Raw genomic sequence first — 20,863 nt, 5'->3', positions numbered from 1 at the left:
CGTTAAGCCCCGGCAAGAGAAGGAGCACGAGCCATGTCCCATACGAACATTGTCACGATCGGTATCGACCTAGGCAAGAACACATTCCATGTGGTGGGATTCGATGCCACGGGTGCAATCATCCTGCGCAAGAAGCGATCGAGAAATCAGCTTGAGCAGTCGTTGGCTAATGTTCCCGCCTGCCTGATCGGAATGGAGGCTTGTTCAGGAGCACACCACCTGGGGCGCAAGCTGGAGAAATTAGGCCATCAAGTACGGCTCTTGCCGGCACAGTATGTGAAGCCATACCTCAAGGGCCACAAGAATGACTTCCGTGATGCCGAAGCCATCGCAGAGGCGACGCAGCGCCCGACCATGCGCTTTGTCCCGTTGAAGTCGGCCGAGCAACTTGACTTGCAGGCACTGCACAGAGTTCGCAGTCGATTGGTGACGCAAAGAACCGCGGTCATCAATCAAATCCGAGGCTTTTTGCTTGAGCGAGGGCTGCCAGTCCGGCAGGGAGCGGCAGCGCTCCGACTGGCACTTCCTCAGATTCTCTCAGCGCCAAAGGACAACTTATCGCCTCGAGTGATCCAGCTCATTCAAGACTTGGCCGAGGACTGGCGCCATCTCGACCGACGGGTCGCGTCAATGACGAAAGAAATCGACGAACTCGCTGATCAAGATCCACACTGTCGCCGCCTAATGAGTGCGCCCGGCGTCGGGCCGATCATCTCAAGCGCGATGGTCGCCGCCATCGGAACCGGTGATGCCTTCCATAAGGGCCGGGACTTTGCAGCATGGCTTGGTCTGGTACCGAAGCAAATCTCGACCGGCGATCGAACCATTCTCGGGCGCATATCGAGGCGCGGTAATCGGTACCTGCGAACGCTGTTCATTCAGGGCGCCAGAGCCGTACTTCTGCAGCGTCAGAGTTGGCCTCGGCATGGCTTCGGAGCCTGGTTGGAGGCAGCGTCCAAGCGGCTCCACTCCAATGTCTTGGTTGTTGCCCTGGCCGCACAACTCGCGCGCATAGCCTGGAGCATGCTCGCAAAGGGCCGTGACTACGACGCCAACCTCTTGGGCCGCACCGCATAAGAAACAGGGCCGGAAAGGAAGATCCAAGGTCCGATCAGAAGGCACAATAACCCGCCGAGGTTTGCGAGACGGAAAGGACGAATGGAGAAACGGTTCCACCGACACTTCTGAAGCCTGGTTCGACTCCATGGCCCTTCTTGAGGCCGGCGAGTTATTGAGGACAGAAGTGGGCGGATATCCATGATGGCTCGGGGCAACAGCCCCAAATTGAAGCCGGATAGATTGGCGCAAACCGCTTCATCCCTTTGTCGATTCCTCTTGCAACGCGGGCGTGGTCCATAGATCGGGGTGAAGGCCTCCATCGTCACCAACAATCGCCGTGCTCCCGGGGGCCTGTTCGTGCTGCACGCCAAGTCGCTGCCCAATACCCCCTACGACGGTCACACCTTGCGCGATGTCATCGACCGCACAGAGACACTCACCGGCTGTGCGATCGAGCGGGCCTATGTCGACAAGGATACCGCGGGCACGACGCGCAAAATCCCCGCCGCGTCTTCATCTCCGGCCAGAAGCGCGGCGTCTTCGGTGTCATCAAGCGTGAGCTGCGCCGCCGCTCCGCCATCGAGCCCATCATCGGACACCTCAAGGCCGAAGGCCACCTCGGTCGCTGCTACCTTAAAGGTCGCGCCGGCGATGCCGCCAACGTCGTCCTCTCAGCAGTTGGCCACAACTTGCGCCGCATCCTCGCCTGGCTCAGGGACTTATTGCGCCTGTTCCTGGGATTGCCATCGCGAACGCTCGCTTGCCAGGCCCAGCTCAATCCGGCTTGTTAACGGCCGACTCGTTACGACACTAGCGCTGGGGCAGGTGGGACGCCTGCGCAGGTGATGCTGGCGGCTGCGGATTCGCCGGATTGGCTCGCGGCGCGGATCGCTCTTTATTCTCAGACAAGACGACAACGGATTGACGTAGCAGATGAGATAGTAGCCTGTGCCGCATGAATTGGCACCACTACTCCAACGCCCAGTGCCGCTGCTGGTGAACCCTCCGGTTTGTCCTGGGTTGCCTACGGTCGCATCCGTCCAGCCGCTGCAACGTACTTGCTGCACTTGAGGTTGACCAAGCGTTCGTCGAGCCGGCGGCGCGCCCGAACAAGATTGGGAGCGGGTCCGATGTCTCGAGCAATTCACATCAAGACGCCGCCTTTTGTTCACTACGGATTGACGTAGCAAATAAGGCGCCGGCTTTGGTCACACGTGGCTGTTGCGCTACCCCAGCGGTGATAATCTGTAAAGCCGGGCTGCGCAATCACACCGCTGACCCCGCTTGAAGAGGATGTCCAAGCAGTACATGCACTTGCGCTGCTAGTACTTGGCCATGCTGTATTTGTGCTGGTACCTCGTCCTGTCCACGCAATGCCGCCGGTGGTTCCTGCACCTCCCCAACGGTAACCCAATGTCCAGGCAGCGCTGTCGTTGGGCCCGAGTCCACTTGCATCCGTCGTGAACGTTCCACCGCCGGCGGACACGTCATTTGCATTTCCATAATAATAGGTCGTGCTGGCCGCAGGGGTGTTGCATGACGTGCCGTCGCACAAGAACGCAAACACATGCGATGACGTCAAAATGCCGGCGGCATTTGCTGTCGTATATCCCCACCAGCTCGTATTTGTTGTCAGTTCGCTGAGACAGATTGCATTTGCAGCAGCAAGGCCGGTATTGCCGCCAGCGGCCGAGTAACCGCCAAGATTGCCGTTATAGGTGCCGACACTCAAGACAAAGTATCCCGAGCCCGGCGGCGCGCCGGTAACCTTAAAAGGGATCCACGCTGACCCCGAACAGTATTCCGGATAGCCGGTCGAGGAATTGTAGCGTATGCCTCCTGTCGTGTTGCTGTTGCAGGTTGGTTGTTGTCCTGTAGTGCCGACGGGAAGAAGTGCTGCGTCAGTTTTGCGGCTGAGATCGAGCGAGGCGAGCGGAACGTTGGTGCCGACTCCGACATTGCCGGATGAATCGACACGCACGCGTTCGGCGCTGCCCGTAACTACGACGACATTGCCGGTTGCCGGATTACCGATGCCGGAATTCAGGTCGCTGGTGAACACGTAGCCCTGGCTGCCTGCGCCGCCCGATTGAGCACGAAAAACCGCATTGTTGGTAATACCGCCCAGTGAAGCTGCGGCGCTGTTCACGACGCTCAAGGCCATTGCCGGAGCTGAGGCAATGGTCAGGGCAGCTCCCGCCGCTGACGTACCTAAAGCGATGTTTCCCTGTACGGCTAAGCCATTCGTCGGAGCAGTAGTCGTGCCGACATATCCCGCACCGATGACATGACCGCCTGCAACGTCGAGCATGTTGAGTGGCTTTGTCGTGCCGATCCCCACATTCCCCTGCACGATAAGGCCGTTGGAGGGCGCGGTGGTGGTGCCGATATAGCCCGCACCAACGACTGAACCGCCAGAGACGTCGAGCATATTCAAAGCTGTTGTTGTGCCGACAGCAAGAGGTCCGTTATACAATGACAAAGCGCCGGAGTTTGCATAAACCCCAGTCGTAGATGCAGTGTTACTGGCAAAAAGAATGCTGCCGCCCGGGCCGCCGATCTGCAGTCTTACCGAGGCCGAACTTGGAGCCACGATACGAAGCGGATAAGAACCACTATTGGCGTAACCGAAATACATTCCCCCGTTATTCACGCTTATGTTGCCGCCATTAACATCCAGCGCATTCAGCGCTGTCTGCGTGCCAATCCCGACGTTCCCCTGCACAATGAGGCCGTTGGCGGGCGCGGTGGTGGTGCCGACATAACCAGCACCGATGACATGACCACCTGCAACATCGAGCTTGTTGAGCGGCACAGTCGTGCCGATGCCGACATTGCCTGCATTTGTGAGATTAAAAAACTTACCTCCCCCCGCAGTCGCCACTTGAAACACATAATAATTATTGAGGGAGCCATTGTCTTCAACGATCAGTCCCGCGTTATTGGAGAATGACTGGCCGCTACTACCTCCATTAAGTATATGAAGTGTCGTCTGTGGCGCCGTCGTCCCGATACCGACATTGCCACCGTTGCCTTCCAACACAAGGTTGCCATAGCTCGTGCCTTGATTGCCTACGCTCTGAACGAGAAAATATCCCCCGGCATCGGCAGACGTGCCAAGATTCCCCCACGTATGCCCTGTGCCTGGGTTACCAATCGAAATGCTGGTCGCACTGCCACTGTTCATGACGTGGAAAGAGGACATCGGACTTGTCGTCCCAATGCCGACGTTACCTGCGGTTGCCGCAGTACCGATACTGGTGCCGTAGATCAGGTTTCCGATATTGAGGAAATTGTTGGTACCCGATGCTGGCGTATCAACCGAATTGTTTGTGCCGATCAGAATGTTATTCGAGCCGGCGGTCAGTGTCGCACTAGCGCCACTGTAGCCAAGAACCGTATTATTCGATCCGCTATAGCCGTTATATAACGCGCCGCTGCCAATTACGGTATTGTTGGCTCCGCTGGAATTCGTATAGAGCGATGTGGCGCCAACTGCGGTGTTCCCGCTGGCTCCTGTATTGCGCATCGACAGAGCGCCGATCGCGGTATTGCTTCCACCACCTGTATTGCCTTTTAACGCTCCACCGCCGACAGCGGTATTTGAAGCGCCCGTCGTATTTAGGTTAAGAGCGGCTGCGCCAACAGACGTGTTCGATGTACCTGTCGTATTTGCAGCAAGAACGCTTGTGCCGAAAGCTGTGTTGGAATTTCCGGACGTGTTCGCCCTTAAAGCCTGAAACCCCACCGCTGTATTAGAAACGGCTGCCGTTGTCATGCTGGCACTGCTGAGCGCCTGCGAGCCGATGGCGATGTTACCGTAAATGGATGACCCACCCGTCATCGCAGGCATGTTCGCAAGCGCCGAGGGACCGATGGCGATCGACGAGCCTTGAGCGTAGGTATCGGCGCTCGGGTAACTGACTCTGTTCATGCCGCCGATGAACAGTGCGCCGGCCGTCGCGACGCTCGTCCCGATGTACAGGCTCCCGTAACCAATCGTCAGGTTCGGATTGACGTAGGTCAGGCCACTATCGCCCGCCAGCGCGCCTCCGCTGTTGAATTGAACCTGGGCGTTTGAGCCTGCTGCGCCTGCGGTCTGGGTAACGATACTCCAGACGTTCGAGGAGCATTTCAGTAGTTGGCCGTTGGCATCTGGCCAGCCGTACAGCATATTGCTGCCGTCACATACGGCGCCCGCCGTTCCGACAGAGTAGCCCGGGCGGCTGGCGAACTGTGACGATGCCGTGGTCGGGCAAAGTGTTCCCGCCAAGGTCGTCAGAACCACTGCGGCGCGCAGCGCGTCGCGCGAATTCATTCAGCCTTATCGAGGCTGACATTTCGCCAGCTCGTTCCGTCGCACAGTTGCAGGTGTTTATCGGCGTAGCGCAGAGAGCCCGCGTTCTTGTCCGCGCAGCCAATGCCGGACGAGCCGACCTTGAGCTCGCCCTGATAAACGTCGAGGTGCGCCGCGGGAGTTGCGGTGCCAATGCCGACGCAGCAATGGTTGGCGCCGGAGAAGATCATGCCTCCAAGCGAGTCGCTCTTCGGCGAAACGGTCTTCGGCTGATCGGCGGCCGCGCTAGAAGTAGCGAAGGCCAAGACAAGACAGAGGACACAAACGCAACGCTTCACAGAAACTTCCTTTCGGAAAGCTCGGAAAGACACCGGGAAGAGAACCTTCCGCTGGCGAGCAGGGAGTTGAGAAGTCGCGGTTAGACGACTGCGACGGCCTTTGGCCGCAAGGCTTTGACATCCAGAGCCCATGCTAAGCATAGACTCCGCCGCCGCCTCCCGGCCCATAGGGTCGAAAGGCGGCATCGTGACGTGACACCGTTACGCTAACCGAGAGGTTCTCACACCCCGAAGGCAGGCTTTCTCTGCCTTCACGACGAGACTGCCACGAGAATTGCGCGGGTCAATCGACTTCTATTTTCGCCAATAGAACCGCAACAAACACACACTTCGCGCCCGGGTACACCGAATCGGAATTGCGTGTGTCGATCCGCCAGGAAGCAGAAGCAGCGCGCGGAGTGCGACGGCGGGAGGCTTCCCAGGCTCGCTCCGCGTTCAGCGAGTGGGCGCCCCGTAGACGACAGCTTCGACGCTCCCCAGTCGGTCAGCTCTACGTCAGGTAAGACGCGATAATATGTGGTCCAGTCGGCATGGCCGTCGAATTGCAAGCGCAGGCAGCCCAGTCCCTCTAAATCGGGAGTTGGATTATGAGGGGCATTGACGAGCGCGGGAATTCGCTCGGTTCGGAACGCGCCAACGAAGGTGGGGACGCCGACGGCTCTCGCGCAGGAGCGGCGCGTGCCCCCGGCGAAGAGACCCGATCATTCGAGTCTGCTGTGGAGCGGATTCGCTCTGAGCTTCAGGATTCAGGCGCTTCCAGATCGCGTATCGCGCAACCCGCCAGCGGTGCGGACCGGTTTGCCGGTCCCCCTATCGGCGCGCATCGTATCCTTCGCGCTGCGCTGCAGGGCGCAATGGGTGGAAGCCGTCGTCGTTTCCGCTCCTTGCCGGAATCCAGTTCGTCGCGTTCTGATGAGGAGCTCTGGCGTGACGATCCGGCGGCCGGAAGCTCGCAAACAAGCGCGCGCCCGCAGCACACGCAATCAGTCTCCAATCGGCGTGGCGGACCAGAAGGAGGGCGCGTGCACGATGTGCCATCGCAGGTCGTCCAGGGTTCAGGCTCGCAGCGACCCTGTCGACCTGACAGTGGCGCACCACGTGGCGAGGCGGACTCCTTGCCCTCGGATGGCGAGCCGTGGCGCGCCGATCGAACGGCCGAAAGCTCGCAAAGAGCGGCGCTTCCGCCGGATACGCAATCCGTGCCCGAGCGAAGTGGCAGGCTAGGAAGGTGGCGCATGGGCGATGTGCCTGCGCAGCCAATCCCGCGAGACGGCTCGGAATCGCAACATGGATCTTACAGAGGCGCGCCAAATCGGGAAGCAAGTCTGTCGCGTTCGGATGGCGATCGGTGGCACGCCCATCGAGCGGCCGAAAGTTCGCAAAGAGTCGCGCTGCCGGCACATCGCCAATCCGTCTCCGACCCAAGTGATGTACCAGAAAGGCCGCGTATCAACCATGCGACTGTGCAGAACGTCCAAGCCGCAATATCGGAAAGGCATTTTAGACGTTCAGATAAACTAAATGCGGCGCTAAGAGAAATCGCCAGAGCTCGCAACATCGGTATTTTCTCACGTAAAGTGGTGCATCACAACGGGGAGCTGAAGGGGAAGGACCTTTCAGAATTTCTGCAAAACGCGGCTGGCCATTTTGATGCTCGGTTTGTGGCGCAGTTGGAAGAAAATATCCGATCGTCATGGGGGTACGCCACGACTTGCAACGCGGTGAGCCGGGACGCGGGAGGTCAGGCCGGCATAAGAGCTTGTCGAGCCCTAGCGGCTCAGGTATCGCGGCTTGACAAGGCGCTCTTGACGCAGGTCGAAGTCAGGACCTTTTCCCTTTTCGCATCATCGTTTGGTCGGCATCCCCGGGCAACGGAATGCCGCGACGGAACGGTCAAGATCGCAGAATTTTGTTGCGCTGAAAGCGGATTGCTTCAGACGGCCATCGGTCAAGAGCTGGCATTACTGGCGAACGGCTTCAGCAAGTGGCCGGAAGAGGCGACCTGTCGCGACGCCACAATCGCAATCGCGGGTGCGATCCCTCGCCACGTCTCCGATTCTACACCGCAGCACCTGGCGAATTTTACACCGCAGCACCTGGCGAACCTGGTGAACGGTTTCAGCAAATGGCCGGAAGCGGCGGATTGTGGCGAGGCCATCGTCGCAATCGCGAGTGAGATCCGTCGCCGCGGGCTCCTCGATTTTACACCGCAGCACCTGGCGAACCTGGTGAACGGCTTCAGCAAGTGGCCGGAAGCGGCGACCTGTCGCGAGGCCGCAATCGCCATCGCCGGTGAGGTACGTCGTCGCCAGCTCTCCGATTTTACTCCGCAGCACCTGGCAAGCCTGGTCAATGGTTTCAGCAAATGGCCGGAAGCGACGGACTGTCGCGAGGCCACCGTCGCCATCGCCGGTGAGATCAGTTGCCGCGACCTCTCCGATTTTACTCAGCAGCACCTGGCGAACCTGGTGAACGGTTTCAGCAAATGGTCGGACGAGGCGGCCTGCCGCGAGGCCGTCGTCGCCATCGCGGGTGCGGTGCCTCTCCACCAGCTCTCCGATTTCAATTCGCAGGAACTGACGAACCTGGTGAACGGCATTAGCAGGTGGCCGGACGAGGCGGCGTGCCACCAGGCAGTAGTAGACATCGCGCGCAATCTCGGTACGGGAGGCCGGCGCTTCGGTGCTTTCACAACGCCTGAGCTCAGCATGATTGCCAATGCCCTCGGGCGAAGTGTCACGAGGGAGCAGGACACTGCAGAGATTACAGAGACTGCGTTGCTGAGCGATCGGCTCCATCAGCTGGCGCACCACCTTCACTATGCCACGGATCGCCTGGAGCAAGCCGATGTTCTGAGCATCGCCAACATTTGCAAGGCATTGGGAAAGGTCCGACTGTTCGACGATCTCGGCTTGCTCGCATCGACAGGGCTCAATCGCCTTACGGAATTGAGCCGTGCCCCTGGTTTTGCCGCCGAGAACAACCTCGAAACCGTTGGCAATCTGTGCGTAGCTCTGCTGCCGCTGGCCCGCAGCTCGCAGAAACCGCTGCGCGGGCACCGGAGGCAAGCTCTATATCTGCTGAACGACGTCCAGCCCGTCGTGGAGCAGAAGATCGCGGCGCATCTCATCGCGAGCGAAGCGGAGCGGACCCGTGGACCACTGGCGACCCGTTGCCCCGCGCTGTCGATCTATCAGGTGCTCAAGGCCCGCGCGGTCCTGGAGAATCTGTACCGACGACCGTATGTCGAGGGCAAAAAGTCCGATTTGCGGATGAGGCAGCAAGAGCTGCGGCGCGGGACCAGGGAGATCCTGGCTGGCGCACGCGACCTCATTCAAAGCGATCTTTCCAATATGAGCTGGAATCTGATCGCGCAGATCGAGGCGGAAAGTCCGGTCGATGTGCTGGACCCCTTCATGGCTCAAGATGCGCCAAAAATCCAGGCGCAACATTCTGCGTCCGTCTTTGACGTCCATCAGGTGTTGCGATCCATGGACCACGAGCCGAGGCCGCCCCAGGGAGACGCGGGACTGATGCAGTTGCCGGTGGTGGACCTGCAGGGACGGCGAGTGGCCACGGAGCCCGAGACGCGGTATTCGATTTTTCATCGCCTGACGTCGGGGGCGTTGCCGGTGGTTGCGATCCAGCTGCCGGCAAGGCCGAGCGCCTTCATGCTGGCACGCACGGTCACCGTCGAAGGGGTGCCATACCGTATGGACCTGTTCGGCGGCAGCAAGTTAAAACCACCAAAACCGACCGTGTCGCAGATCGCCGCCCGCGCGCCAGGCGAGCAGCCAGCCGCGTCTTCCGGAGGGAAGCTGCTGGCCATTCCCTATGCCAACACCGCACCCGGCACGGCGTTCGAGCAGCTGTCACGCGCCTGGGCGCCTTTCAAAGAGGCCTATTACTACACTCAGCGCAGGGGGTTTGCAGCGCCACCGGCGATCAAAGATCTCGAGCCTCACGACTACGCGCTGGAGGGCACCTTCAACCTGTTGCTGCTGCCGGACCGCCCTGCCAGCAAGGAGCATCCCTTCAAGCTGAGTGGGCCGCAAGGCCCGATTGCCCTGCGCCCCCATGACGGCTGCGGCTTCATCAAGGCCTCGCTGGCCGAGCGCATGCCAGCGGTCTGCCGGGCCGGCCGCCGCGAAGGTCCCGATCGGATGCATGCCTTTGGGGAAGGAAGGCGATCATCGCTGCCGGCCTCCGCGCTGCACCATTATCCGCGCAGCGCGCAGGTGGCGGATGAGGCGCGCGAGAAGGCCATGAATTGGCTCGAGCGCAGGCAAGAGGACAAGCTGACGTCTGAAGAGCTGTTTCGCACCGTGACCGCCGGTCATATCGATGGTCCCGGCGCAGTCGCCGTACCGTCTGATGATGGCTGCCTCCATGTGCCGACGCTCAAGAGCGACACCTTGACGGGAACGAGTGGCGTGCTGCTCGGGCGGTCCCCCTATGACAAGCCCAACCTGCGCCCGTTCGAAGCCGGACGGGTCAGGTCGGCAGTGGACGGCGATTCGACGGCGGCGTTCATGGATCAGTGCGTGGCCATGCAATACAGTTTTAACGTCGCCCAAAAGTCGGCCGAGCACTTGTCAGCCGACGATCCGACGTTTTTTGCCAAGGGCATTCTGATCGTGGTGCCGGACCAGATGTGGCCGGCCAACTACGCCGGCCACGGGCTGGTCATGTCTGCCGAGGACGTCAAGTCCCATTCGAACTGGACCAAGCGCAAGGACCGCGTCACCGAGGACACCTCGGTCGACGGCGTCGGTATCCTCCAGGCGACCGAGCTGTTCGCCCCGGGCTCGTTGGTGGCCATTCCGATCGGTGAACAGAAGAAGCTTGACGGTGACTTCGACGGGGACACCGCCATTGTCATCGCCGACCGGCCGCAGCTTTATGAGCATGTCCGGCAGTTCGATCAGGCCGAGCAAGCGCGCGGACTTCGCTCGCTCAAGCCGCCAAAGTCGCATACGCCGGCAATTGAGGGCGAGCTCTACCACTTCGGTCGTGCCAGCCAGATCCTCGCTGCGACGCAGGACGTTCTGGAGACGTACAGCTGCCTGCAGCGAGACTTTTTGGCCCAATCGCATGATGCCCGACACTGGTTTGCCGAGCGCGCCGTGTTTGGGACTTTCGAAGGCATTCACCACGAGCTCAGGCGAGACATCCGTGACCTGTTGAACCAGGACCAGGTGCGTGGCCAGGATATCCAGGACAAGCTCCAGCGGGCGAGCGAGGAGATCGAGGTCGCAGACCATCCGGTCGCCGGGGAAGTCGCCGAGCTGCTCGTTTCCGGCCTCCAGGCGTGGGCCGCGAGCGCGGATCAGCAGGTCCTGTCCGAGGACGTTGAAAGCGAGAGCGACCCAACCCCGACGCTGAGCCCAGCGCTCTCTGAGCTTTTCCCGGAGCTGGCGGCGACCTATCCGGCAACGCCTGACCCACGCCACAGGGTCCAGGCCTTGCTCGACCATTATCCTGCGCGCATCGATCCCCGCCCGGATGGTTACGACGCCGACGACCTCCTGCAAAGCGCAAATAATCTCTTAAGCCTCGGCAGCAAGGTCGGGACCGACGCCTGTAAATCCGACACGGGTGCTCGCAACTTCATGAAAAAGGGCCAAGCGCTTCAGCGGCTCCTGCAACAGACGCCGGACCTGAAGTCGGTGCCCTACAGCAAGGGGCTGGCGGCGACCCTCAACCAGGGCAGGTTCGATGCGGATGCGACCTTGGAGGATCTGAAGGACAATCCCACGCTGGCGGCTTCAATCATGGAAGCCTCGATCAAGCTTGCGGTGGAGAAGCGGATTCTGCCCGGCCCCTTTGATCGACAGCCGGTCGCCGGGAATTCCGCCATGACCGTCACGCTGACCCGCTCCGAGGCCTCGGAGCGCGCCCAAATGGAGGCTGACCGCGCTCGGGCCCAAGAGGAGAAAATCACCGCGACGACACTCTGGGTTACCGGAATCCTCAGGAAAGCAAACGTCCAGGTGAATATGCCCCATCTCGACAATCGCTTGAAATCAAAAAGCTCCATTACAGACCAACTCACCGGCATGAGCGCCACATCCGGCGGTGCCGCACAGCTGATCAGCAACGCCGTTCGTCATGTCTTCGAAGTCCCTGACATGGATTTTACCCGCGCCTTCAAGGCGGCCATGCTGGCGTTCGAGGAGCGGGGCTACGTCGAGGTCAGCACGACCAACTGGTTCAGGATGCGCAATCCAACCTTCGTCGGCATCAAGACCGTGCTCGCCACCCCGGAGGATTACCGCTTCGAGGTGGAGTTCCACACGCCAGACAGCTACCGGGCCAAGATTGACAATCACGATACCTACAAGCAGCTGGAGAAGCTTCGCAAGCAAGCGAGCGGCGATGCGCTGGAGCAAGGTAAGGCGGAGGAGCTCACACAGAGCGTGCAAGCCGTCTGCAAGGAGGTCGCAATCCCCGATGGCGCCAGGAACATCCCCCACTGGGGCGGCGAAGCGGGTATCAGAGGCGGCGCCAGTGCAGCGTTTGGACTGCGAGCTGCCGAAGAACAAAAAAGAAGGCCAGAGAGGTCGGGCATTGCAAAAGAGATTGTCGCTGCTCTCGGTGCGCGGCCCATCGTGCTCGTCGGCCTGCCCGGCGCCGGCAAATCCACCATCGGCCGGTATCTCGCAAGACGACTGGGGCTGCCCTTCATCGATTCCGACAGACAGATCGAGCAGGCCACCGACATGTCGATATCGAAGATTTTCGATGCCAAAGGCACGCAGTGGTTCAGGGACAGCGAGGCAAGCCTGATCGCGCACTTCGTAGAGAAAGGGAACGTGGTGCTGGCAACCGGCGGTGGGGCGTTCGAGCGCGAGGAAACGCGGCGCCTCATCCAGGACAAGGCGGTGTCGATCTGGCTTGACACCAACCGAGACGAGATATGGAAGCGCCTTGCAAACGACACCAGCCGTCCGTTGCTGCGGATAGACCAGGCGGAGGGTAGCGACCTCGCCGAGAGCTCCAACACGTCGGCCATCAAGAAGCTGCGCTTCGAGGGACTCGTCGCGCAGCGCACGCCCAACTATCGCCAAGCCGATCTCACCGTCGTTCCGTGCGAAAAGCGGGACAACAAGAACGCAGATGCATGCGTGCAGGCGCTGCACACCTATCTTTGCGAGCAGGGCGCTCCGGACCAGTGAGCTGGTCCCGGTTGTCTGAACAGAATCTCCGCATCGATAAGTGGAGCCTCTGCCGGGGTTAGGCTGCCGTGCGGAGCGGCAGCGAGGTGAAGTAGGCTTGCTCCGGTGTGCTGCCGTCAAGGCTCGAATGTGGACGGCGGCAATTGTACAACAAGGCTTGAGAACCCCCACGGGACCGTATGTCGTGAGGTTCTGTACCGGCATCACCCTTGGGCAGGCCGCGAGGTTTTCGTCCATGCCGTGATCGACAAGGCGGACGGCGTTGTTTTCCGCTGCACGGTGGATGGATCGGAGACGCAGCGTTTTCTGGAGATCCCATCCTGGATGTTCGACCGCGCGGCATGTGCTCGGGGTTGCAGCCTAACGGCAGAGCCCTTTGTCAGCCTGGAAGCGCTCAGCGCGTTGTTGTCGCCTCTCGATTCAGTGGTCAAGAGCGCGGCATCATCATTGAGTGAACCGCTTTCCGGTGCATGCGGAGTCTCTCACGACCAGAATCGGGGAGAGGCTCATGGCAAGCAGGACGGCGATATCGGCGAACCCGGTTCGGCATGCATCAGATGGACCTGTTCGCGGGTGGCATCGCGCACAGCGCCGTTGGGGTTCTAGAGTGGCGGGAGCTGCCGAAGGAGGCGCAGGATGCGCTGGTGAACCTAATGACGCAGCTGGTGCTGGACCATACGCGGCTGAGCGCAACGCTCGCGAAGAGAGAAGACGGTCATGGTCAGTGACAAGGTCCGCCCTCACCACCTTGAGCGCAAGGCGATCCTCTATGTGCGCCAGTCCTCCGCCCATCGGGTTTTGCACAATCGTGAGAGCAGCGCGTTGCAATACGCGATGCGCGACCGATTGACGGCGCTGGGGTGGTCCAAGATCGAGGTGATCGACGATGATCTTGGACGTTCCGCTGCCGGCAGCGTCCAACGCGCGGGCTCCGAGCGGATGGTGGCCGAAGTCTGCCTCGGCAAGGTCGGCGCAGTCTGTGCGCGGGAGGTCTCGCGCTTCGCCCGCAATAGCCGGGACTGGCAACAGCCGACGGACGATTTGAACGCGAACGCCAATTCAGATTCGACGCAAGGAAAGCTAACGCTCTCGCGCTTTCTCCCTCACAGCGAGTTAACCTGAAACATCAGCAGTGCGCAGCCCTCCACGTATCGAGGAGTGCAAGTGCGCCCGTCAGGCCACCTTCTGCGACGATGCCGTCGTGCCAACCTGGCTCGGAGCCTATGCGGCTTGCATGGGACTGGCCTCGAGGCGCTCCTTCAGATTATTCAAATAGTCCTCCGCATGGGATTGCGCCTGCGAGACCGTCAAGTCGACCCCGGCATTCGCGGCCCTTTCAATTAGTTCTTTCGCTAGCCCCTCGCGCATCGCGATTTTGACTTCGGGCCCGGAGATACAGCCAATCGCCTGCGCCGCGACACCGAGGCCGGCTTCTTCCAGCGCCTGCTTCATATTGCCCCCACTAATAGCGGTGTGCAAAAGGTTCGCCGCTTGCGACTCGCACTCGATGACCATTGATGCTGCATCGGCCAGTTCGCCCAGACCCGGAATGAAGCCGAGCGCACCGACCGCCGTGGCGGTCCAATCAAGAACCTTCGAGCCCACTTTGGTCACGTCGTCGAGCGCATGCATGAGGGCGCCGCCATTTTTCTTCACAGACTTGATATCGGGCTGGTCGGCCACGCCCATCATCATGTCCGCCACCGCGGACTGCTCGGCCGCGGTTTTGGGAATATGGGTCTTGGTCTGCTGAACGGTGCGGTTCGCAGCCGACATGTTGCTGTAGAAGTTCGTGAAGTCGTTGTTGCTGATATTGCCAGAATCGACGGTATGGCCGCCGCCGAAGTCGAAGAACTTGTGATGGGTCTTGTAGCCCGTAATCGAATTGTTCAGCAGTGCGAACAATAGCGGATCCGAGAGCAGCTGCGAGGCCGCTTGCCGTACCTTCGGATCAAGACTCTTGTCCTCGGCCATGCTCGCCAGCTTGTCCCGGGTCAGCACGCCGCCTCCAAAGAAGGCGCCCTGATTCTTGTTGATCGTGTCGAGCGTGTTCAGCTCGGTTTGCGTGAGGCCCATCGACGATGAAGCGACTTGAAGGAAATCCTCTTTGTGGACCTGATCAATCGCACCACCGTACAGCTGCTTCCAGGCATCCGGGTGGTCGAGGAAGTATTGAGCCGCCGCGATCACCTGCGGCGGGCTCTTGCCTGTTTGAGCGTTGCCGTCGACGATCTGCTTGAAATCCGCCAGGCTCAGGTTCTTGGGCAGGCAGTCGGAATACCGGTAAAGCTCGCGCATTGCGTCGTTCACGGTCATGACTGACGGTTGGCCATTTCCGGTACCATCAGAGGGAATGTAGTTCTGCTCGTAGCCGTGCGCCTGCTGCTCCTGGAATGCGGCAACCTGCGGATGATGGCTGCAGAAGTGGGACAAATCGTCGGCGGCGGACGTGCCCAACCTAAGGGCGAATGGGACTCCACAGGGAACGGCCCCTGTGATCCCACAGGGGGGAACGAGCCCTGTGATCGCATCGAAGAGGTTGCGGTCCTGGAGCAATCCCTCGATTGCGGCTTTCAGATCCGGCGGCGTCGACGGATCGTTGACCTTGTTTGCCTCGTTGACCTTGTTTGCCAGCGAGAGCCAGTCGAGCTGGTCCTTGTGCCGGTTCAGCACTGCCACGATCTGCAACTCGGCATTGGTCAGCGTGCCACCATTCCACGTGACGTTCGACATTTCCGGTGCGGGAACGCCCTCCTCCGCTGCCTTAACCGCCGCCTTCACATTCGCCGGCAGCAGATCCAAGGGATCCTCCGGCACAGGCAGCTTCGGGTCCAGCAGCTCTGGTGGCGGGGACGGCAGCTCGGATTTAGCTTCCCGCGCGCAACTGGACAACATGGCCTCGAAGGGGTCGCCTTGCTGGCCGGGCGGCTGCACGGAAGGACTCACGGCCGTGTTTCCCGGAGCAAGCACGAACAGAGCTGGAACCGCGCTGGCGGATGACGAAGAGGTGTTGAGCTGCATAGCATTATCCTCGGATGTGAGGGTGGAGGTTGTTTGAGGAGCCCGAGTCCAACCTATCGGTCAGAAGGATGCCGAACTTTTGGGGTACGTCGACCTTTGAGTGACTGTTCATCTCGTAAGGCGCTCACTCAACTGCCTCGCAATCCAAAGTTCGAAAATGCGCTTTGCTGGGTCAGGCCCGGCGTCTACGCAGAAGGTCCCAGAGCCAACGTGGCCCCGGGGGTAAACGCCGGTTGAGGCTGATTTCCGCTGCTGGCTGGCGAAAGGTTGCTGAGCGACATAGTGCATCCCCGATGTGACATTGATGACCGTCACAAGTGCGTCTTGTGGCGCCGCCGTGTTCACGACGAACAACAAGCAAGACCTGATGGAAATGTTGACCGGGACCTGGCCCACTGCCTGGCGGCTCACCAAAAATGTCGCCACCATGTCCTGCGCGCCAGGCCCGACGTTCATTTCCGTTACGGTCGATAGGCGACAGCGCCGTCTAGCGACCCAGGCTCTCATGTTAGGGAGGTCAGCTTTCAAGAAGCTGACGCGTCTGAAAGCGATCCACCAATGACGATGGCAAATCTAGGAGTTCTGCCGGAAGCTGCAGCGTGCTCTCGACGTGTCTGGTCAGCATGCTTCCGTCTTTTAAATCGCCTACTAGTTTTGGTAGTTGACCGAACGCATGTTGTTGCATCTCGCTTAGCAGTCGCAAAGTCGAGCACCAATTTCCGATACGTAAGGTTTGATCAGGAATAAGCGAATTTCCGCGCCTCATCACGGCGGCCTATTGTTGTAACACCAACAGGGTCACCAATTTTGTATGGGCGCCACATTGATTCTATCCATTTTGCGTCATGTGATTCTCTTAACTGGCGCTCAACCGAGGATAACGCCAACATTCGTACCGCCGCTCGCAGAAGCGAGCCGACAAGTTTTCGGTTACACCAAGTTGGGAGAGAGTGTCATCTGCGCGGCGACGACCAGATTACCGCCGCCAAGGGCGCGCGCTAGCGCGGCCAGCGCTCGCCATTGAAAACATCGCCCTTCATCATGGGCCTACGCGCCGATGACCTCACTGGTCCGCTGGTTTCGAGGGAGCCGTGAGCGTCGATGTATTCGGCACGTCACACGCTTGAGACGTGCAAGGTTTAAAGGGGAGTAGCCCCGCGGAATTTCACCCCGGGGCTCTCGCAGAACCGGACATGACAGTCTCCCGTCATCCGGCTCCCATCAGGCAAACGTCCCAGTCATACCGAGTCGCCAGTGCACAAAGAGTTCCGCACTTTCCTTGACGAGTCTTAGGAAGAACTGACTCGCACCAGCTTTAGTGCGGCGGAAGCGCTTGAACTTCCGCACCGCCCACGCCACGAGCGTCTGATTGACGTATCGAAGGAAGGGATACAGTGCCGACCGAGTATAGCGCCCATAGTATGCAATCCATCCCCTGAGGAGAGGATTGATCTCTGAGGCTAGGTCCTGCAAGGACAGGTGTGTCTGCCGGCGCAAGTTCAAGGCCCGAATCGTTTCCCGCATGGTCTTCATTGCCGATGGACTGACTGCTGGAGTAAATCCTCCAAACAGCGAGTTGGTTCGGGAATTCATTACCTGACGGGAGCGAAAGCAAAATCCGAGGAAGTCAAAGCTGACATTCGGGTAGTTGCCTTTGCGATTCCCATCTCTGCAGTAGACGATCTTGGTTTTCGTTGGATGCATCTCCAGATGGCACTCTGCCAACCGGGCTTGAAGCTCAACCTTGAGGGTTTCTGCTTCTAGCTCGGTACGGCAGTGCACCAGTCCATCATCTGCATAACGGCACCACGGGAGGTCGGGGTGCGTCCTCGTCATCCAGAGATCAAACGCGTAATGGAGAAAAAGATTCGCCAGAGTCGGGCTGACCACTCCCCCTTGCGGGGTACCGCGGCTTCGCTCGATGATGGCTCCGTCTTCCTTCATCATGGGCGCCTTGAGCCATCTTTCGATGTACAACACAGCCCAGTTGCACGTTATGTGTTTCCGGACAGCCCGGAGCATCAAATCGTGGTCGATGTTGTCGAACAGACCCTTGATGTCAAACTCTAACACCCAGTCATACTTCCAGGACCGCTGTCGCGTGACCCCTACAGCATCCAGCGCCGATTTGTTCGGCCTGTACCCGTAGGAGTCTGGAAGAAAGATTGGTTCTAGAATCGGCTCAATGACCTGCTTGACCACCATCTGCGCGATTCTGTCGCTCACAGTGGGCACACCTAAAATCCGTTCGCCTCCAGTCTTCTTCGGAATGGAGACGGCGAGCACCGGTGGGGGAAAGTAGCTTCCCGAACTCATTCGATTCCAGATCTTATACAGATTTCCTGACAGAGCCTTCTCAAATTCGTCGATCGTCTGCTTGTCCACTCCGGCCGCGCCCTTGTTGGATTTGACCGCTTTGTACGCCTCGTACACGAGACGTTTCTCGATGTTGAACGGTTTGTTTGTCGCATTCGTCGAGTTCATCCTGTTTCCAGTTGTTTCGGTGAATGCCACCGCCTGACCCGACCCCTTTGCTCCAGTCCCATTACAGACTTTCAACGCTCGTACGGGTCGGTCCGCCCCAGTTATCCGCATCGGTACTCTCGCCTCGCGGTTTTGGCCGCTTGTGCTTCTCCCTTGGCATCGGAGAACTGGTTCCTGCAGTTCCGTGCAATCGCCTGTATCCGGTTCACGCCCCCTTTACGCCGACCGCCACCTGTCCAGTCATCAGGCCTCCGACAGGTTTATCGCAGGAGAATCACCACCCCTGGTTTTGACGGTACTTGAAAGTATAACGACGCGTGATCGAAGGGTTCATTTTCATTCGTCTCCCGGACACATACCTGCGCGGGGTCTTCCCCGCGCTTTGTCTTCAACGCTCACCACCACGGATTTTGGCCGCAGCAGCTTGAAGTGGTTTGAGACCCGCTCCTGAAAGCCGATCCCGAGGGGCCTACCCTCATCAATCGCACAGCTCGTCTTCAATTAGGCTAAGTCATTTCAACTTCTCCTCGTTCGTCAACTTCTGCAGCACACGTGAAAATGACTGATGTGGATAATCGCTTGTGGCACGCACGTTCTCTCAGTGGCTTAGTCACTATTCCAATGTAATGAGCCTGAACGATGTTGGTGACTTCGCCCGGGATCGAACGCTAATCGTGCACGACGTTGTCTGCACGTTCGTTCATCCATGCGGGGAGCTGCACGACATAGCCGCCGTACTACTTGACGCAGGCATGGTCACAACGATCGCCGAGCATGACTTGGTCAGACTTGCATTATCCCGAAACCTTGAGAACTTCCTGCTCGGCGCGCCGCTGTTCTTCGTCAATCCGTCGAGTCGACACCTTGTCTTAGGACAGAAATTCGAGTTTGCGCAGATCGACCCGCCAACGTTCGCGCCGTTGCTTGATGCGCTGGCGCTGCAGGCCAAAGCCTGGCGGGACGGGCGGAGCGGGGGGCGATGACCGGCAATTCAAATGTGGCGGACCGTGCAGCGGAGCCTGTCACTCAGGGCCGATGCACAAGCGATCCAACGCCTTCGCGCGTTTGGGATCGAGACAACGCCAGCGGACCGCCCACGCTGACCGATGACCAGCGACGAACGCACGAAAGCACATCTGAACAACTGTCCATGACGAGTGAAATTGTCAGTGTGGGGACGTCAGAGGCTGGAAGCCCGCTTGCCGCAGAAGAGGATGCTGCGGGGCGGGTAGAGTCGCTACTTCCGGACGGCGTCGCGCCGCCACCTGCTGAGGACGCATGGCCGGAGCATCAAGATGCTCTCCCGAGCGGCCGGCCCCAATGGTGGGGGTGGACGGCCGCGCTATTGGGCGCGAACGGAGCCCTGGGTGCGTTCGAGACCTTTGTTGGTCGCCTTGGTGAGGCGGTGGTGCACGTATTTTCCGATCACCCGAAAGATCCACGGGAGGTCGACGATACGTGGATGGCGGCACATGCCGCAGTCAATCTGGCGATGGGATTGGTCGCGGGTGCAAGAGCGGGCTTGCACACCTGGCGGGGGGAGAGGCAATACGGAAGCCTATTGGACGGGGTTTCGCGGTGAGCGGTCAGCGCAATCGCCGGCCTTCTCGGTCGCGGGAACGCCCAACGTACCCGCAAGCCAGCTCTCGCGTCTCTTACCCAGCGTGGCAGCGGCCGTGGTAACATTCGGCGTCGCGGCGCACACCGGCATAAGTGCTCTTTCGCATCTTCGAAGCTCATCGAAGGACAAGGTCAAGGCCTACGAAGCCGTGATTCTGTCCAACGCCAACACAGCCTACTGCTACACCCGTGAGGTCGCAAACTTCGTTGCTTATGTCTTCCAACTTGTTTCGCACGATGCCCTGGTGAGCTGGCCAGGATTCGCGGCCAGTATCGGAGAATACGGCTTCAACTTGTCAGGACAACACAGGGTACGAGAACGCAACGGCATCGACCACGCGGGAGGCTTCGATCTCCGCTGGCCGGCAATATCCGCTGCGACCGAGGCCGTCGACGTGCCGCCCGTCTTGCCGAGCCCGACAGGCCCGTAGGAATTTGGCGTGGTCGTCTGGCTGAGGAAACCTCTGTCGAGGCAGATCCGCCGTCAAGGCTCACTATGATTGATGCAATCGATCGGGTGACACAACGTGCCGTCGGTCGGCAACTTGTTGGAGAAATCTCGAATGTCGTGCCCGAGGAATTGCGTAGGCCATGGATTGGACTGCTGGCTGCCGGAACGCATTTGCGCGAACTGACCTGGCAAGCCGAAAACGCCAGTCGTGGCCGTGGTGCCAGTAGGCACTCCAGTGATCCCGAGGCGCCGCCGCCGGTCGGGGTGCCGCCAACTGCAGGCAGCAGCAGGGTTTCACCTACGGTGCGGCAAGAAGGTACGGAGCTCCCGTCGCGTCGGGATTTGAATGCTCCGCCGCCAGACATCTGTGGGCCATCGTCGTCTGGTGAGGCTGCTCCGAGTTTCGTGGGTCAAT

Annotated in this window: 10 protein-coding genes and 1 pseudogene; 7 read left to right on the top strand and 4 right to left on the bottom strand. The window is 59.8% G+C overall.

The window, feature by feature from the left end; all coding sequences use genetic code 11:
- Positions 1–33: 33 nt before the first annotated feature.
- Together NLM33_RS41620 and NLM33_RS41615 are read left to right on the top strand one after the other, a co-directional pair.
- Positions 34–1,077 carry an IS110 family transposase gene (locus tag NLM33_RS41620; RefSeq protein ID WP_254104209.1) on the top strand — a complete coding sequence of 348 codons (1,044 nt, stop codon included), beginning with the start codon at positions 34–36 and terminating at the stop codon, positions 1,075–1,077.
- Between the two features lie 285 nt (positions 1,078–1,362).
- Positions 1,363–1,850, top strand: a pseudogene (locus tag NLM33_RS41615) (IS5/IS1182 family transposase); the annotation flags it as partial.
- Between the two features lie 380 nt (positions 1,851–2,230).
- Here the strand turns inward: NLM33_RS41615 and NLM33_RS41610 are convergent.
- Together NLM33_RS41610 and NLM33_RS41605 are read right to left on the bottom strand one after the other, a co-directional pair.
- Positions 2,231–5,377: a hypothetical protein gene (locus NLM33_RS41610; RefSeq protein WP_254104208.1), complete on the bottom strand. Its 3,147-nt coding sequence runs from the start codon at positions 5,375–5,377 to the stop codon at positions 2,231–2,233.
- The gene (locus NLM33_RS41605; protein WP_254104207.1) at positions 5,374–5,586 is read right to left on the bottom strand and encodes a hypothetical protein; all 213 of its coding nucleotides are present in this window, start codon (positions 5,584–5,586) and stop codon (positions 5,374–5,376) included. The genes NLM33_RS41610 and NLM33_RS41605 overlap by 4 nt, the downstream gene beginning before the upstream one ends.
- A 1,571-nt stretch (positions 5,587–7,157) precedes the next feature.
- On the opposite strand from NLM33_RS41605, the gene NLM33_RS41600 reads away from it, so the two are divergent.
- The 3 genes from NLM33_RS41600 (at position 7,158) to NLM33_RS41590 (ending at position 13,994) form a co-directional block, all read left to right on the top strand.
- Positions 7,158–12,872: a shikimate kinase gene (locus NLM33_RS41600; protein ID WP_254104206.1), complete on the top strand. Its 5,715-nt coding sequence runs from the start codon at positions 7,158–7,160 to the stop codon at positions 12,870–12,872.
- 557 nt (positions 12,873–13,429) lie between these two features.
- Complete coding sequence (locus tag NLM33_RS41595) at positions 13,430–13,600, top strand: hypothetical protein (protein ID WP_254104205.1); 171 nt, start codon at positions 13,430–13,432, stop codon at positions 13,598–13,600.
- Positions 13,590–13,994 (top strand): recombinase family protein, encoded by a 405-nt coding sequence (locus NLM33_RS41590; protein WP_254104204.1) that lies wholly within the window; start codon positions 13,590–13,592, stop codon positions 13,992–13,994. Before NLM33_RS41595 ends, NLM33_RS41590 begins: the two co-directional genes overlap by 11 nt.
- Before the next feature lie 99 nt (positions 13,995–14,093).
- On the opposite strand, the gene NLM33_RS41585 is transcribed toward NLM33_RS41590, so the two are convergent.
- Entirely contained in the window at positions 14,094–15,893 is a 1,800-nt protein-coding gene (locus NLM33_RS41585; RefSeq protein ID WP_305880508.1) for an HrpF/NolX family T3SS translocon protein, read from the bottom strand.
- 1,221 nt (positions 15,894–17,114) lie between these two features.
- Positions 17,115–18,377, bottom strand: coding sequence for a group II intron reverse transcriptase/maturase (ltrA, locus tag NLM33_RS41580; RefSeq protein ID WP_254103067.1), 1,263 nt, complete (start codon positions 18,375–18,377; stop codon positions 17,115–17,117).
- A gap of 581 nt (positions 18,378–18,958) precedes the next feature.
- Between ltrA and NLM33_RS41575 the strand changes: the two genes are divergently transcribed.
- Together NLM33_RS41575 and NLM33_RS41570 are read left to right on the top strand one after the other, a co-directional pair.
- Positions 18,959–19,360 (top strand): CesT family type III secretion system chaperone, encoded by a 402-nt coding sequence (locus NLM33_RS41575; protein ID WP_254104203.1) that lies wholly within the window; start codon positions 18,959–18,961, stop codon positions 19,358–19,360.
- Positions 19,361–19,849: 489 nt separating this feature from the next.
- Positions 19,850–20,428 carry a hypothetical protein gene (locus tag NLM33_RS41570; protein ID WP_254104202.1) on the top strand — a complete coding sequence of 193 codons (579 nt, stop codon included), beginning with the start codon at positions 19,850–19,852 and terminating at the stop codon, positions 20,426–20,428.
- Positions 20,429–20,863: the final 435 nt, after the last annotated feature.

The sequence above is a fragment of the Bradyrhizobium sp. CCGUVB1N3 genome (assembly GCF_024199925.1).
Lineage (GTDB): Bacteria > Pseudomonadota > Alphaproteobacteria > Rhizobiales > Xanthobacteraceae > Bradyrhizobium.
This window is presented reverse-complemented; position numbering and strand designations above follow the sequence as displayed.